The organism is Micromonospora sp. NPDC049102, from assembly GCF_043197485.1.
Taxonomy (GTDB): Bacteria; Actinomycetota; Actinomycetes; order Mycobacteriales; family Micromonosporaceae; genus Micromonospora.
Genome location: NZ_JBICTE010000003.1, coordinates 24206 through 38704 on the forward strand (window position 1 = coordinate 24206; position 14499 = coordinate 38704).

General features: G+C 72.2%; 15 protein-coding genes. 8 read left to right on the forward strand and 7 right to left on the reverse strand.

Going from position 1 to position 14499, the window contains the following annotated elements; genetic code table 11:
* Window positions 1-6: 6 nt before the first annotated feature.
* The 4 genes from disA to ACGFH9_RS04775 all read right to left on the reverse strand — a co-directional run bounded on the left by disA (window position 7) and on the right by ACGFH9_RS04775 (window position 4658).
* Window positions 7-1188, reverse strand: coding sequence for a DNA integrity scanning diadenylate cyclase DisA (gene disA / locus ACGFH9_RS04760; RefSeq protein WP_355238449.1), 1182 nt, complete (start codon window positions 1186-1188; stop codon window positions 7-9).
* Between the two features lie 131 nt (window positions 1189-1319).
* The gene (gene radA, locus ACGFH9_RS04765) at window positions 1320-2777 is read right to left on the reverse strand and encodes a DNA repair protein RadA (RefSeq protein ID WP_393215358.1); all 1458 of its coding nucleotides are present in this window, start codon (window positions 2775-2777) and stop codon (window positions 1320-1322) included.
* Between the two features lie 83 nt (window positions 2778-2860).
* Window positions 2861-3631, reverse strand: coding sequence for a hypothetical protein (locus ACGFH9_RS04770; RefSeq protein ID WP_393215361.1), 771 nt, complete (start codon window positions 3629-3631; stop codon window positions 2861-2863).
* Window positions 3632-3770: 139 nt separating this feature from the next.
* Window positions 3771-4658 carry a UbiA family prenyltransferase gene (locus tag ACGFH9_RS04775; protein WP_393215364.1) on the reverse strand — a complete coding sequence of 296 codons (888 nt, stop codon included), beginning with the start codon at window positions 4656-4658 and terminating at the stop codon, window positions 3771-3773.
* Here ACGFH9_RS04775 and ACGFH9_RS04780 point away from each other — a divergent pair.
* The 4 genes from ACGFH9_RS04780 to ACGFH9_RS04795 all read left to right on the forward strand — a co-directional run bounded on the left by ACGFH9_RS04780 (window position 4657) and on the right by ACGFH9_RS04795 (window position 8437).
* Window positions 4657-5418, forward strand: a complete 762-nt coding sequence (locus ACGFH9_RS04780) for a methyltransferase domain-containing protein (RefSeq protein ID WP_355238435.1) — start codon at window positions 4657-4659, stop codon at window positions 5416-5418. The two genes, ACGFH9_RS04775 and ACGFH9_RS04780, sit on opposite strands and share 2 nt — an antisense overlap.
* Before the next feature lie 41 nt (window positions 5419-5459).
* A complete protein-coding gene (locus ACGFH9_RS04785) occupies window positions 5460-6626 on the forward strand; it encodes an acyl-CoA dehydrogenase family protein (protein ID WP_393215368.1) in 1167 nt (388 codons plus the stop codon).
* 85 nt (window positions 6627-6711) lie between these two features.
* Complete coding sequence (locus tag ACGFH9_RS04790; protein ID WP_393215371.1) at window positions 6712-7770, forward strand: type III polyketide synthase; 1059 nt, start codon at window positions 6712-6714, stop codon at window positions 7768-7770.
* Between the two features lie 31 nt (window positions 7771-7801).
* Window positions 7802-8437, forward strand: coding sequence for a hypothetical protein (locus ACGFH9_RS04795; protein ID WP_393215374.1), 636 nt, complete (start codon window positions 7802-7804; stop codon window positions 8435-8437).
* A gap of 20 nt (window positions 8438-8457) precedes the next feature.
* Here ACGFH9_RS04795 and ACGFH9_RS04800 read toward each other — a convergent pair whose 3' ends face one another.
* Window positions 8458-9135 (reverse strand): hypothetical protein, encoded by a 678-nt coding sequence (locus tag ACGFH9_RS04800; RefSeq protein ID WP_393215377.1) that lies wholly within the window; start codon window positions 9133-9135, stop codon window positions 8458-8460.
* A gap of 329 nt (window positions 9136-9464) precedes the next feature.
* On the opposite strand from ACGFH9_RS04800, the gene ACGFH9_RS04805 reads away from it, so the two are divergent.
* Together ACGFH9_RS04805 and ispD are read left to right on the forward strand one after the other, a co-directional pair.
* Window positions 9465-9950 carry a CarD family transcriptional regulator gene (locus tag ACGFH9_RS04805; RefSeq protein WP_007073334.1) on the forward strand — a complete coding sequence of 162 codons (486 nt, stop codon included), beginning with the start codon at window positions 9465-9467 and terminating at the stop codon, window positions 9948-9950.
* A gap of 58 nt (window positions 9951-10008) precedes the next feature.
* Entirely contained in the window at window positions 10009-10704 is a 696-nt protein-coding gene (gene ispD, locus ACGFH9_RS04810; protein ID WP_393215382.1) for a 2-C-methyl-D-erythritol 4-phosphate cytidylyltransferase, read from the forward strand.
* Between the two features lie 16 nt (window positions 10705-10720).
* On the opposite strand, the gene ACGFH9_RS04815 is transcribed toward ispD, so the two are convergent.
* Window positions 10721-11026 carry a hypothetical protein gene (locus ACGFH9_RS04815; RefSeq protein ID WP_393215385.1) on the reverse strand — a complete coding sequence of 102 codons (306 nt, stop codon included), beginning with the start codon at window positions 11024-11026 and terminating at the stop codon, window positions 10721-10723.
* A 724-nt stretch (window positions 11027-11750) separates the two neighbouring features.
* Between ACGFH9_RS04815 and ispF the strand changes: the two genes are divergently transcribed.
* Window positions 11751-12236, forward strand: coding sequence for a 2-C-methyl-D-erythritol 2,4-cyclodiphosphate synthase (ispF, locus tag ACGFH9_RS04820; protein ID WP_393215959.1), 486 nt, complete (start codon window positions 11751-11753; stop codon window positions 12234-12236).
* A 10-nt stretch (window positions 12237-12246) separates the two neighbouring features.
* Window positions 12247-13275 (forward strand): tetratricopeptide repeat protein, encoded by a 1029-nt coding sequence (locus ACGFH9_RS04825; protein WP_393215387.1) that lies wholly within the window; start codon window positions 12247-12249, stop codon window positions 13273-13275.
* Here the strand turns inward: ACGFH9_RS04825 and ACGFH9_RS04830 are convergent.
* On the reverse strand, window positions 13272-14438 hold the full coding sequence (locus ACGFH9_RS04830) for a homogentisate 1,2-dioxygenase (protein WP_393215390.1): 1167 nt from the start codon (window positions 14436-14438) through the stop codon (window positions 13272-13274). The genes ACGFH9_RS04825 and ACGFH9_RS04830 overlap by 4 nt on opposite strands.
* Between the last annotated feature and the right edge of the window lie 61 nt (window positions 14439-14499).

Consider the following 14499-nt stretch of genomic DNA (forward strand, 5'->3'; position numbering starts at 1 on the left):
GCCGGATCAGACGTACCGCTCCAGGATGGAAGCCTCCGCGAGCCGGGACAGGCCCTCGCGGACGCCCCGGGCACGGGCGTCGCCCACGCCCTCGACGGCCTGAAGGTCCTCGACGGTCGCACCCAGCAGCCGCTGGAGGCTGCCGAAGTGCAGCACGAGGCGATCGACAACGGCCACCGGCAAGCGCGGCACCTTGGCCAGCAGCCGGAAGCCACGCGGGCTGACGGCGGCGTCCAGCGCGTCGGACGCGGCCGGGTAGCCGATCGCCTTGGCCACCGACACCAGGTCGATCAACTCGGTGGCACCGAGCAGGTCAAGCTCGACCAGCGCCTCGTCCAGCGTGCGGGACTTGCGGCCGACGGGCAGGTAGTCCCGGATGACGAGCGTGCGGTCGGCGTCGACGCCGGCCATCAGCTCGTCGAGTTGGAGGGCGAGCAGTCGACCGTCGGTGCCCAGCTCGACGACGTAACCGGCGATCTCGTCGGCGATCCGGCGGACCATCTCCAGCCGCTGCACCACGGCCACCGCGTCCCGCACGGTGACCAGGTCTTCGATCTCGAGCGCGGAGAGCGTGCCGGAGACCTCGTCCAGCCGGAGCTTGTAACGCTCGAGGGTGGCCAGCGCCTGGTTGGCCCGGGAGAGGATCGCCGCCGAGTCGTCGAGGACGTGCCGCTGGCCATTGACGTAGAGGCTGATGATCCGCATCGACTGGCTGACCGAGATCACCGGGTAGCCGGTCTGCCGGGCGACCCGCTCGGCGGTGCGGTGCCGGGTGCCCGACTCCTCAGTCGGAATGGACGGGTCGGGCATCAGGTGGACGGCGGCCCGGACGATGCGGGTGCCGTCGCTGGACAGCACCACGGCGCCGTCCATCTTGCACAGCTCCCGGACCCGGGTCGCGGAGAACTCGACGTCCAGCGGGAAGCCGCCGGTGCAGAGACCCTCGACGACCTTGTCGTAACCGAGCACGATGAGCGCGCCGGTGCGACCCCGCAGGATGCGCTCCAATCCGTCGCGTAGCGCGGTGCCGGGTGCCATCAGGGCGAGATTCGCCCGCAGCGGATCGCCGGCGCCCCCGGCAGCGGCGGTCACGCTCACGCTGATCGGGCGGGCCGGCGAGCCCACGGCGCCGGTGCGGGCCTGGGGCGGCGCTCCGGCAGGCTTGGTGGTATCGCGGTCGATCGGCACGGGCACAGTCTACGGACTGCCGTGCGGTGGGTGCTGTCGTGGTTACTGTGATGTGTCACGATGCCGCCCTTCGAACCGTTCCCACTTGCGCCGATGCTGTCCGGTATCGCCGTTGGCGTCGGCACGCTGAGTCACTCGGCGGACGCGCGGGCCGCGTGTTGCAGGGCCGAACGGACATCAGTGACCTCGGTCACCCGCATCTGCTCGGGACCGGCGCCGGTGCTGGTCGGGCCGCAGCCGGGCGGAACAAGTGCCACCTTGAAGCCCAGGCGGGCAGCCTCGGCCAGTCGGCGCGGCACCGCACCGACCCGGCGGACCTCGCCGGTCAGCCCCACCTCGCCGATCGCCACGAGGTGTGGCGCGATCGCCAGGTTGAGCCCACCGGAGGCCACCGCCAGCGCGACGGCCAGATCGGCGGCCGGCTCCACCACCCGGATGCCGCCCACGGTGGCTGCGAACACCTCCCGGTCGTGCAGGGTCAACCGCTCGGTGCGCCGTTGCAGGACCGCGAGCACCATGGCCAGGCGGGCCGAGTCGAGGCCCGAGACCGTACGGCGGGGAGAGCCGGCGACCGTCGCGCCGATCAGGGCCTGCACCTCGGTGACCAGGGCCCGTCGTCCCTCCATCGCCACGGTCACACAGGTGCCGGGCACCGGTTCCGAGTAGCGGGTGAGGAACAGCCCGGACGGATCGGCAAGGCTGCTGATGCCGCCCTCGTGCATCTCGAAGCAGCCGACCTCGTCGGCCGCCCCGAACCGGTTCTTGACGCCGCGCACGAGGCGTAGCGAGGAGTGCTTGTCGCCCTCGAAGTGCAGCACCACGTCGACCAGGTGCTCCAGCACGCGTGGCCCGGCCACCTGACCGTCCTTGGTGACGTGGCCGACGAGCACCGTCGCGATGCCCCGCTCCTTGGCGACCGACACCAGTGCGGCGGTGACCGCGCGCACCTGGGTCACGCCGCCCGGCACGCCCTCGGTGCCGGTGGTCGAGATGGTCTGCACCGAGTCGAGCACCAGCAGGCCCGGCTTGACGGCGTCGAGGTGCCCGAGCACCGACGCCAGGTCGCTCTCGGCCGCCAGGTAGAGCTGGTCGTGCAGGGTGCCCATCCGCTCGGCGCGTAGCCGGACTTGACTGACCGACTCCTCGCCGCTGACCACCAGGGAAGGGCTGCCGGCATTCACCGCCCACTGCTGCGCCACGTCCAGCAGGAGGGTCGACTTGCCCACGCCGGGCTCGCCGGCGAGCAGCACCACCGCGCCGGGCACCAGGCCACCGCCGAGCACCCGGTCCAGCTCGCTCACCCCGGTCGGCCGGGCGCGGGCCGGAGCCGCGCTGATGGTGGCGATCGGACGCGCCGGCTCGCTCGGCAGCCGTGAGCTGACCACCCGACCGGAGACGGTCGGCCCGGTCACCGTCGACTCCACCACCGAGCCCCACTCGCCGCACTCCGGGCAGCGACCCACCCACTTGGGCGGTTGGTGCCCGCAGGCGTCGCACTCGTACGCCGGGCGCGGCTCGCGGGCCGCGGACCGGGCACGGGGGGCACCGGCCGCGCCGCCACGGCCAGAGGTCGATCGGGAGGTGGTCACATCAGGACGCTAGCCCTCTCGTACGACGAAAACACCCCGGCGTGGTGGTTCCCACGCCGGGGTGTCCGGTACTCAGGATCAGGTCACTCGTGGGTGGTGCCGCCCTCGTTGCCCTCGTAGCCGCCCTCGCGCTCGATGATCGGCGAGACGCGGGCCGCTGGGGTGAGCGGCACCGCGATCGGCGCCGGACCGGAGACGGTGTTGCCGTTACCGAAGTCGAAGGTCACGACGATGCTCTGGCCGGAGCGCAGCGCCTCGGTCAGGCCGACCAGCCGCAGCTGCGAGGTGGCCTCCGAGTTGAGCTGGAGGTAGCTCAGCGGGGCCAGCTCGATACGGGCCGGCTGACCCGGCGCGGCCGGGCTGGCCGAACCCGACGCCCGCGCCGACTCCGGTGCGGACGGGGTCGCCGACGACGAACCGGTCTCGGAGGGGGTGGCCGACGGGCTGGCCGAACCGGACTCGCGGGCCGACGGGCTGGCAGAGGCCGACTCGGAGGCCGACTCCGAGGCGGACGGCGTCGCGCTCGCCGAACCACCCGAGATCAGTACCTCGCGGGCGCTCTGGGTGGTGACGGTGACCGTCACGGTGCTCTTCGAGTCGTTGTAGATCACCGCGTTGAGCGGGGCGTCCTGCCCGGCCCGGTAACCCTCGGTGCCGGGGTAGGTCACCAGCAGACCGCGCACCGAGTATGCGCCGTTGGGGGTCGTGAGGTTGACGCCCTGGACCGACGGCTCCTTCTCGGCGGTCTCGGCGACCTGACCGGCGCCGCAGCCGGACGCCAGCAGGCTGGTGGCCGCCGCGATCCCGGACAGCACCAGGGCCGCCCGCCGAGATCGGTTGATCGAGCGCGTCACGTCGGTCCTCCTCGTTACGATCCCCACCCGGGCGCACGCCGGGCGAGGTGGCCATACCCGCGCAGACCGCGCTCCAGGGTAGTTGGAGCTGATCGAGGCCCGCACGGGGACCCGGTATTGCCACCCCTCCCGGGTGCCCTCACACGACTCGACCGCTCGCCACCAGCAGCACGACGTCGATGAGAGCCACCAGCATCACCGCCCGGAAGGCAGCCACCGGCCGCCGGCCCGCCCGGGCCGCCGAGCGTTCGGCGTACCAGCTCAGCGGTGGCACGACCGCGGCCGTGGCGACCGCCGCGAGCCCGAGGGCCGACGGCTGTCCGGGCGGCCCCAGGACCAGGACGGCGGTCGCGGCCAGGAGCAGCCCCGCCGCGGCCGCCCGGCTGCCCGCCGCGCCGAGGCGGTGCGGCAGTCCGCGCACGCCGGTCCGGGCATCGTCGGCGAGGTCGGGCAGCACGTTGGCGAAGTGCGCGCCGGCACCGAGGCAGGCCGCCGCCGTCAGGAGCCAGACCGGTGGGGTCGGCTCGCCGGGGAGCGCCAGCACCACGAAGCCCGGCAGCGCGCCGAAGGACACGGCATACGGCAGGACCGACAGAGCGGTGGCCTTGAGCGGCCAGTCGTAGAGCAGCGCGGAGACCAGGGCGACCGTGAGCCAGAGCGCCGCCGTGGGGTTCGTGGTCAGCGCCAGCAGCGGGCACGCCAGCGCGGCGACCGCGGCGGCCCAGGCCGTGACGCGCCGGCCCACCGCGCCAGCGGCGACCGGCTTGTCGGTACGCCCCACAGTGGCGTCCCGCTCGGCGTCCAACGCGTCGTTGGTCCAGCCCACGGCGAGCTGGCTGGCGAGTACGGCCAGCACCACCGAGACGATTCCCACCGGCCGGTGCCCCACTCCCCAGGCCAGCAGACCGGACACTGTGGTCACCGCGGCGGCCGGTTCCGGATGGCTCGCTCTGACCAGCCCTAACACCCTCGACGGCATAAGGGAAGTCTGGTCGTTACCGAGCAGTCGTGCCACGCTCGGAGCCATGCGAGACGTGGCGTCCACCGCTGAGCGGGTGCTGCCGCGCAACGACCCGCGCCAGTACGACGATCTGGCCGGCGAGTGGTGGCGACCAGATGGCGCGTTCGCGATGCTGCACTGGCTGGCCGAGGCCCGCGCGGCGCTCGTGCCGCCGGCGACGCGTCCGGACGCGGTCCTGGTCGATCTGGGCTGCGGGGCCGGACTGCTCGCGCCGCACCTCGCCGGCAAGGGTTACCGGCACGTCGGGGTCGACCTGACCCGTTCGGCGCTCGTCCAGGCAGCCGAGCACGGCGTACGCGTGGTCCAGGGCGACGTCACGGCGGTGCCGCTGCCCGACGGGTGCGCCGACGTGGTCTCCGCCGGTGAGCTGCTCGAGCATGTGCCGGACTGGCCGCGCGCGGTGGCCGAGGCGTGCCGCCTGCTGCGCCCGGGTGGGCTGCTGGTGCTGGACACGCTGAACGACACGGCGCTGGCCCGGCTGGTCGCGGTGCGGATCGCCGAACGGCTGCCCACGGTGCCCCGCGGTATCCACGATCCACGGTTGTTCGTGGACGCGCGGGCACTGGTGACCGAGTGCGCCCGACACGGTGTCGAACTGCGTCTGCGCGGGATTCGACCGCAGGTCGGGGGGATGCTCGCCTGGCTGGTGCGGCGCGCCCGCGCGGCGCGGACGCCGGGTGCGCCGTCGACGGGTCGTGCGCCACGCATCGTGCCGACCCGGTCCACCGCCGTGCTGTACCAGGGCCAGGGGGTCCGCAGAGGATAGTCGGCTCGTGGCGGGGTATGGGACGCCGAGGAGGGAGCGATATGACGGTGCACGCGCTTGAGGCGGCCCGCCGTTTGACGCCGCGGTTCACCGCGCGGGCGGCGGAGCACGACCGGGATGGCTCCTTTCCGATCGAGGACTTCCGTGACCTGCGGGAGGCCGGCCTCTTCGGGTTGATGGTCCCCCGCGCGCTGGGCGGCCAGGGGGCGAGCTTCGCGGAGTACACCGCGGTGGCGACCGAGCTGGCCCGGGGCAACGGCGCGACGGCGCTGGTGTTCAACATGCACGCCTCGGTCACCGGCGCGCTGGGCGCGGTCACCGAGGAACTGGCCGAGGCCCTCGGTGTGCCCGACGAGGCGTTGGTCGCCCGGGACCGGCTGCTCACCGCGGCGGCCCAGGGCGCCTGGTACGGCGTGGCGATGAGCGAGCGTGGCACCGGTGCCCGGCTCTCGCAGCTGAGCACGGTCTACGAGCAGACCGACGGCGGCTGGCACCTCAAGGGCAGCAAGACCTTCTGCTCCGGTGCCGGCCACGCCGACGGCTACCTGGTGGCCGCGCGCAGCTCCACCGACCAGTCCGTGGTGTCGCAGTTCCTGGTGCCGGCCGGCGACGGTCTGACCGTCGAGCCGACCTGGGACGCCCTCGGCATGCGCGCCACCTCGTCGCATGACCTGCACCTGGACGTCACCGTGCCGGGCGACCGGCTGCTCGGCGGGGTCGAGGGGTTGGCGCTCGTGGTCGCCCAGCTGATGCCGCACTGGTTGGTGGCCAGCTACGCGGCGGTCTACGTGGGTGTGGCCCGCGCGGCCATCGACGCGGCCGCCGAGCACCTCAACGCCCGCAACCTGGCCGGTCTCCCGGCGGTGCGCTCGCGGCTGGGCCGGGCGGACGCGGCGACGGCGGCGGCGGAGCTGGCGGTGGCCGAGGCCGCCCGTCGGGTGGATGACGCGCCGGGTGACGCGGAGACCAACCGCTGGGTGTGGCGGGCGAAGCTGCTGGCCGGGACCACGGCCGCCGAGGTGGCGGCGTCGATGCTGGAGGCGGCGGGTACGTCGGCGACCCGGCGTGGTCATCCGTTGGAGCGGCTCTACCGGGATGCCCGGTGCGGCTCTCTGCACCCGGCCACCTCGGACGTCTGCGCCGACTGGCTGGGCATCGCCGCGCTGGGCGGCGACCCGGACCGCGACGGATCGGCACCTCGTTGGTGAGCCGGTGTCGCGGGACACGCACGGGAAAGGAACCGGCCGCGGTGGCCGGTGGGAAGGCCAGGGGGAGGACAGCGTCTGACGAGAGGTGGGGATCGTGTCCGTACCAGTGATCGCGGGGCTCGGGACAGCGCAGCCGCCGTCTGCTTCCCAGGACGAGTTGTGGGAGGGTTTCTTCGCCAAGCACTTCTCCGGCAACACCCGGGCGTTGGCCGAGCGGATCTTCGCGAATTCGGGGGTGACCCGACGTCAGGCCGCGGTCAATCCGTTGATCGAGGACGTCTCGGACTGGCCGACCGAGCGCCGGATGCGTCGCTACCAGGTGGAGGCGCTGCCGCTGGGCAAGGAGGCGGTGGGGCGCGCGTTGACCGCCGCCGGCCTGGACGCCGGCGACATCGGGATGTTCATCGTCTGCTCCTGCACCGGGTACGCCACTCCGGGGCTGGACATCCTGCTCGCCCGCGACCTGGGCATGGCAGCGGACACCCAGCGCATGTTCGTCGGCCACATGGGCTGCTACGCGGCGCTTCCCGGGCTGGGCGCGGCGAGTGACTTCGTCACCGCCCGGGGCCGGCCCGCGTTGCTGCTCTGTGCGGAGTTGACAAGTCTGCACATCCAGCCGTCCACGGCCCGGGTGGACACTCAGCAGATCATCTCGCACGCGCTCTTCTCGGACGCCGCCGTCGCCGCCGTGGTGGTGCCCGGCGGCCGGGGGTACGCGTTGCGCGAGGTCGTGTCGGTCACCGACACCTCGACAGCCGACCACATGACCTGGGACGTCACCGACGCGGGATTCCGGATGGGGCTGTCGTCGAAGGTCCCGCAGGTCCTCTCCCGACACGTTCGCGGTCTGGTCGACGACCTGCTGGCCCGGCACGGTGGCACCAGCTCCGACGTGGACGGCTGGGCCGTGCACCCGGGCGGGCCGCGGATCCTCAACGTGGTCGAGCGGGAGCTGGCCCTGCCGCCGCAGGCGTTGGCCGCGTCCCGGGCGACCCTCGACGAGCACGGCAACTGCTCTTCTCCGACGGTGCTGTTGATCCTGGACCGGTTGAGTCGTTCGACTCCGCCGCCCCGACGGGTCGTCATGCTGGCGTTCGGCCCGGGCCTCACCCTGTACGCCGTCCTGCTCGATCGACAGGAGTGAGCGCTCACGACCCGGCCGGTACGCTCCTCGCATGGATGCGGCGGTGGACGACCGGTTGCGCTCGGCGGTGCTCGTCGGGGTGGCCCTTGCCGCGCTGGCGCTGGGTGGCTGGTGGTGGCGTGCCGCCGCGCCCGCCCCGGTGGCCGGGCCGGTGGGCCGACCGGTGGTCGCACCCAGCGTCAGCACCGAACTGGAGCGCATCGTGGCCAGTGGTGTGCCCGAGGAGCGGGTGACGGTGTGGGTGGACCCGCAGACGGGCGAGGCCGTCCGGGTGGGCGGTGACCGTGGCCGGGTGATCGAGTTGGGGACGGATGCGAGCGCCGACAACGGCGCCGAGGGGGTCCTCGTACCCGGGAGCGACCTACCCTCGTTCCGCGACACGATCTGGAGAGAGCAGCGGGAGTTGGCGCCCGGTGAGGAGCGGACCCGACAGGCGTCCGACGACGGCGCGCGCTATCTGTTGCAGTACCGGTGCACCCGGCCCGGCACGCTGGCGGTGACGAGCACCGGGGCCGAAATTGTCGGTCCGCCGCGCATCGACTGCGACGGCACGCTCGCCTCGGCCCAGGTGCTGCCCGGCGGTGGGCCGTTCCGCGTGTCGCTGTCGGCCGTCGGCGACCGGCCCATCGACGTCCAGGCGCAGCTCGTCGCGCTGCCCCCGTCGTAGGCCGCGGGGTCGTTGGCCGTTCAGCGGGCCAGGGCGGTCAGATCATCCTGGTACGCGTCGACGGGCCCGACACCGGGCAGCACGCGCGTCACCACGCCGGTGCGGCCGACCAGCAGCGCGTTGGCGGCACCGGGGCCCAGGAACGAGCGCAGACCGCCGGCGGGGTCGGCTAGCGCGCGGACGCCGTCGAGCGGCGGTGCGGTGGCGACAGCCCGGCCCTCGGTCACGGTGACCACCGTGACGCCGGCGGGCGCCGCCGCCACGGCCTCGGTGACGACGTCCGGGCAGCCACAGTCGTCCACCAGGATGATCATGGCAGGGAGCAGGCCGCGGAGCGGCACGGGCGTCTGCCCGGCGTCGACCAGGTCCAGCGCGGGCAGCGCCCGGCCGGCGAGGGGCGTGGGCGGCGTGGAGGGTGCCGGGGTGGGCCGGTCGGTGCTCCGGCCGGCGCGGGGCCAGGTGACGGCGAGCAGGCCGGTCAGGGTGGTGAGCACCGCCACCAGCAGGACGAGCAGCGGCAGGGCGAGCGCCCGACGTCCGGCGTGCCGGCCGGTGGCCCGGCGGAGCTCACGACGTACCTGGGCGGCTTCGCTGGCGAGGGTTGAGGCGTCGTCGGGAACGACGATGCGGCCCCACTCGGGCGGTAGGTCGGGCAGGCCGTCGGGCGGCCCGTGGCCCTCTGCGTCCGGCTTGCCCATCGGACCCCCCAGGAAGCGTCTCGAGAGCGGAGTGTGGCTCGGACTCCAGGGTCCCGCACCGGGGGCACCTCCCGCTACATCTGGGCGCGGTCCCGCACGCCGGGATACCATGGGAGGAGCGCATAGCCCTTGATCTCGACGTTCTGCTCATCCGTATCGGGAAGTCATCCGATCGTCACAGAGCGTGTTTGAACCACCGGTTTGACCGCCTGTCAAGCTGAAGAAAGACCTCTCACAGGGCCCCTGAGCTGCGCCAACGGTCAGGACATCGGTGAGACATCGTTGCCTGAGCGTGTTACCCTAGACACAGCGAAAGGGGTTTCGAACCTATGGTTTTCAGTGTCGGCGAGACCGTTGTTTACCCCCACCACGGGGCCGCACTCATCGAGGCAATCGAGACTCGGGTCATCAAGGGCGAGCCTAAGCAATATCTCGTCCTGAGGGTCGCGCAGGGTGACCTGACGGTCCGGGTGCCGGCTGAGAACGCCGAGATCGTGGGCGTTCGTGAGGTGGTCGGCGAAGAGGGCCTCGGTAAGGTCTTCGACGTTCTCCGGGCTCCGCACACCGAGGAGCCGACCAACTGGTCGCGGCGTTACAAGGCCAACCTGGAAAAGCTGGCCTCCGGCAACCCACTGAAGGTCGCCGAGGTCGTGCGCGACCTGTGGCGCCGGGAGCGGGAGCGGGGCCTCTCCGCAGGCGAGAAGCGGATGCTGGCCAAGGCCCGCGACATTCTCGTCGGCGAGGTCGCGCTGGCTGAGAAGAGCACCAAGGACGAGGCGGAGACGCTGCTCGACAAGGTCCTCACCGAGGCCTAGTCCGCACACAGCATCGTCGTACCCACTTCGTAGCGAAGAAACCACCGAGGACCGCGACGTGACCGCGCAGCTCAACCCGCGCGGTGACGTCGCGGTCCTCGTGCCTGCGGCGGGTGCCGGCGTACGGCTCGGCCCCGGCCGACCCAAGGCGTTGCGTCTGCTCGCCGGCGAGCCGCTGCTGGTGCACGCGGTGCGCCGGCTCGCCGCCGCCGCATCGGTCCACACGATCGTGGTGGCCGCACCCGCGGCCGAGGTGGCGGGTGTCCGCGAGCTGCTGGCCCCGGTGGCACCGGTGACCGTGGTGGCCGGTGGCGCCGAACGGCAGGCCTCGGTCGCCGCCGCGCTCGCCGCCGTGCCGGCCGGCCCGACGATCGTCCTGGTGCACGACGCGGCCCGCGCGCTGACCCCACCCGAGCTGGTCGAATCGGTCGCCGCCGCGGTTCGGGGTGGGCACGCCGCGGTGATCCCGGTCCTGCCGGTGGTCGACACGATCAAGGAGGTCGGTGCCGGCGAGGTGGTGCTGGGCACCGTCGACCGATCGGCCCTGCGCGCGGTGCAGACCCCGCAGGGCTTCCGCCGGTCGGTGCTGACCGCCGCGCACGCCGCCGCGGGTGATCCACTCACCGACGACGCCGGCCTGGTCGAGAAGCAGGGCGTGGCGGTGACGTGTGTGCCCGGCTCGGAGTACGCGCTGAAGATCACCCGCCCGTTCGACCTGACACTGGCGGAGCATCTGCTCGCCGCCGACGCCTGAAGCGTCACTCGGTGGCTCAGATATCGGTCGTCGTGGTGGCCCGTCGGAGTCTGTCGCGGACGACATAACGCTGGCCCTGAGTGAAGGCGCTGCCTCTGCCCCTCGCCAGGTGGGGAACCGGCTGTCGCAGGCTGAGGTGGCCTCGCATCCCAGGCTCGGTCAAACCGAAGACCTGATAACGACCGTCGGTCCAGCCGAGCTTTCGGCTGGCCTCGATGATGTCGGCGACTCGTGCGTCGCGCGCCTGCCCTGTGACGCGTAGCCGGTTGATCTCTCCGGCGGACCAATCGACATTGTCGACGCGGAACACGATCTTCGGCACTTCGGCGTGAATCTGTTGCGGGAGTAGAAGGCCAGGTATTCCACCGGCTGGAAGGCGCGGCCAGCCTGGCACACATAGGCGCGTACGGACTCGTAGAGACCCCAGGCATCCCGAGCCGATACCACGACCGTGTCCTGTCGTGGTAAAGGTCGGGCCGTGTGTACGTGGGTGACCCGCTCGTTGTTCGCAAGCCAGTTGGCCGCGTCGGGGTCGGCCCAACCCAGTACATCGATCATCTGCGTGAGGCGGAATGGTACGTCGGCTGCGAGTAGCGAGTCGTGATGAGCCAGGCGGTTGCGAAAGACGCGCAATCTTTCCAGAGCCGCCACGACGTCGTTCCGCTTGCCGGAGGAGTGTGGGAACGCCCTTGTGGATGGCTTCCCGCCACAGCTGCTCATGCTTGGGACCCAGCAGGTTGACCCAGAACCCGAAGCTCAGGCCGGCGATGACCTGATCGCGCTTCTCCTTGCTGCTGTTCTCGCTGCGCAAACGGTTGCGGACCTGCAGGAAGGGGTGCTGCGCCATCGTCAAATGATAGGGAGAAGCACGCCCGCGAGCGGTGGCTGAACGACGTGTTCCGAAAATATTAGAGCCCCAGGAGCATGCAATAGGCAGAGGCGACCTGGGGCGTTCGGCCCGAAGCTACCCCCGGGGTAATTCGGTTGCCAAGACCACTTGAGCGTGGAGTGGGGCGTGATCCGTCCGTGGTGACGCGTAACCTCGGATCATGATCGTTCCTCGGGTGGCCATCGGCACCGATGTGCACGCGTTCGAGCCAGGCCGGCCCTGCTGGCTGGCCGGTCTGTTCTGGCCCGACCAGGATGGTCTGGCCGGGCACTCGGACGCCGACGTCGCCGCCCACGCCGCCTGCAACGCGCTGCTCTCCGCCGCTGGTCTCGGTGATCTCGGTTCCGCCTTCGGGGTGGGTCAGCCGGAGTGGGCCGGTGCGTCCGGGGTGGCGCTGCTGACCGAGACGGCCCGCCGGGTGCGGGCTGCCGGCCTGGAGGTCGGCAACGTCTCCGTGCAGGTCATCGGCAACCGGCCCAAGATCGGTCGCCGTCGGGAAGAGGCCCAGCGGGTGCTCTCCGAGGCCGTCGGCGCACCCGTGACCGTCTCCGCCGCGACCACCGACGGGCTCGGTTTCGCCGGCCGCGAGGAAGGTCTGGCGGGCGTCGCCGTCGCCCTGGTGTACGACGCGCCGGCCGCCTAGGCTCGCCGCGATGTCCACCGACCCCACTCCCGACCAGTTCGCTGCCGACGGCTACCTCGAACGCGCTCAGCTCCTCGCCGAGCTGGGCCGCCACGACGAGGCCGTCGGCGAGTTGACCGAGGGCCTCGCGTTGAAGCCCGCCGACCCGAAAGCCCTCACCATGCTGGCTCGGGTGCATCTCGCCGCCGACCGGCCGGTCGACGCGCTCGTCGCTGCGGATTCGGCCGTGGCCGCCGCACCGGACGCTCTGCCGACGCTCGCCGCGCGGGCCATGGCGCTGGTCGACCTGGGGCGGTACGCCGAAGCGGCGGCCATCGCCGACCGGCTCCTGGCGCTCGGGCCGACCGATGCGTACGCCCAACGCAGCGCGGCGGCGATCCTGGCCGACGCGCGCAACGGCCAGCCGGCGCTGAACGCGGCCTGGCGTGGGGTCGAGCTGGCCCCCCAGGAGCCGCAGGCGCACCTGGTGCTCAGCCTGGTCGCTGCTCGGCTGGAGCTGTTCGACCTGGCCGAGCGGGCCTACCGGGAGGCGTTGCGGCTCGACCCCCGCCTCACCGAGGTCGGGCACGACGTCGGCGTCCTGCGCCTCGAGCAGCGCCGCTGGTCGGGGGCACTGGAACAGGTGGCGGAGACGGTCACTCTCGGCCCGAGCCGGATCGACTCCCCTCGGACGCTCGCCTACGGCCTGCATCGCCTGGTGCTCTACGGCGCGGGCTGGTCACTGGTCGCCGCGGTGGTGGTCGCGTTCGCGGCGTCGACGAGCGACGGGTTCTCCCGGGTCCTGGCGGTGCTCGCCGCGCTGACCGGCGCCGTCGTGGTGTGGCAGCTCGCGTCACGGCTACCGGGGCTCACCCGGACCGTCCTGCCCGCCATGCTGCACGCCGACCGGACGATGGCCCTGGCCATCTACGCGGTGGCCGCCGCGCCACTGCTGCTGATCGTGTACGCGGTGGTCGGCTCGCCGTGGCCGCTGGTGCTGGCGATCGTCGCCACGGCAATAGCCGAGTTCGCGGTCTTCACAAGAACAGACTTCCGCTAGCCGCGACGCGCCCACGTCCAGGCGTACGCCTCGTCCTCGCAGGCGCATGCCGCGTCGCAGAGGTCGAGGGGGCGGAAGGTGTCGACCATGACGGCCAGCTCGTCGAAGTAGTCCGCGCCGATGGAGCGCTCGGCGGCACCCGGCTGAGGGCCGTGGGTGAACCCGGACGGGTGCAGCGAGATCGAGCCCTGCTCGATCCCGGAGCCGCGCCGGGCCTCGTAGTTGCCGCCGGTGTAGAAGAGCATCTCGTCGGAGTCGACGTTGTGGTGGTTGTACGGCACCGGGATCGACTGCGGGTGGTAGTCGACCTTGCGGGGCACGAAGGAGCAGATGACGAAGTTCGGGCCCTGGAAGGTCTGGTGCACCGGCGGGGGCTGGTGGATGCGGCCGGTGATCGGCTCGAAGTCGTGGATGGAGAACGCCCACGGGTAGAGGTGTCCGTCCCAGCCCACCACGTCGAAGGGGTGGTTGGCGTACACGTGGCGGGTCCAGCCACGGCGGTGCCGGACCAGGACCTCGACCTCCTCGCCGTCGACGAGCAGGGGGGTGTCCGGGCCGCGCACGTCGCGTTCGCAGTACGGCGAGTGCTCCAGGAACTGCCCGCGTACGGAGAGGTAGCGCTTGGGTGGGCCGATGTGCCCGGACGCCTCGACGGTCAGCAGTCGGACGGGCGCGTCGCCGGTGGGGACCAGCCGGTGGATGGTCGAGGTGGGAATGACGACGTAGTCGCCGGCGACCGCGTCCAGGGCTCCGAACGGTGACTCGACCCGCATGGTGCCCGCCTCGACGTACAGGCAGTGGTCGCCGGTGGCGTCGCGGAACAGCGGCGACGGGCGGTCGGCGAGCACGTACCCGATGCGGACGTCGTCGTTGGCGAGCAGGTACTGCCGGCCGAGGATCGGGTCGGCGTCACCGGCGTCGAGCTTGTGGGTGCGCAGGTGGCGGGGCTTGAGCGGCAGGTTCGGCGCGCGGGTGAACGCGGGTGGGGTGAACTCGTCGGCGGCGAGGATCGCGGTGGGCGCGTGCCGGTGGTAGAGCAGGGACGAGTCGGAGGAGAAGCCCTCCTGACCCATCAGCTCCTCGGCGTAGAGGCTGCCGTCGGGCTGGCGGAACTGGGTGTGGCGCTTGCGCGGCACCTCGCCGACGCTGCGGTAGTACGGCATGTCGCCTCCCGATCTATCCCGTTCACCGGTCGAAGGCGTCCGATAATCGGACGCTGTTGTC

Coding starts and splice junctions, on each gene's coding strand:
- ACGFH9_RS04800 (WP_393215377.1), bottom strand. CDS start 9,135: ATGGGCAAGCCGGACGCAGAGGGCCACGGGCCGCCCGACGGCCTGCCC.
- ACGFH9_RS04830 (WP_393215390.1), bottom strand. CDS start 14,438: ATGCCGTACTACCGCAGCGTCGGCGAGGTGCCGCGCAAGCGCCACACC.
- ACGFH9_RS04785 (WP_393215368.1), top strand. CDS start 5,460: ATGACGGTGCACGCGCTTGAGGCGGCCCGCCGTTTGACGCCGCGGTTC.
- ACGFH9_RS04825 (WP_393215387.1), top strand. CDS start 12,247: ATGTCCACCGACCCCACTCCCGACCAGTTCGCTGCCGACGGCTACCTC.
- ACGFH9_RS04775 (WP_393215364.1), bottom strand. CDS start 4,658: ATGGCTCCGAGCGTGGCACGACTGCTCGGTAACGACCAGACTTCCCTT.
- ACGFH9_RS04780 (WP_355238435.1), top strand. CDS start 4,657: ATGCGAGACGTGGCGTCCACCGCTGAGCGGGTGCTGCCGCGCAACGAC.
- ACGFH9_RS04795 (WP_393215374.1), top strand. CDS start 7,802: ATGGATGCGGCGGTGGACGACCGGTTGCGCTCGGCGGTGCTCGTCGGG.
- ACGFH9_RS04805 (WP_007073334.1), top strand. CDS start 9,465: ATGGTTTTCAGTGTCGGCGAGACCGTTGTTTACCCCCACCACGGGGCC.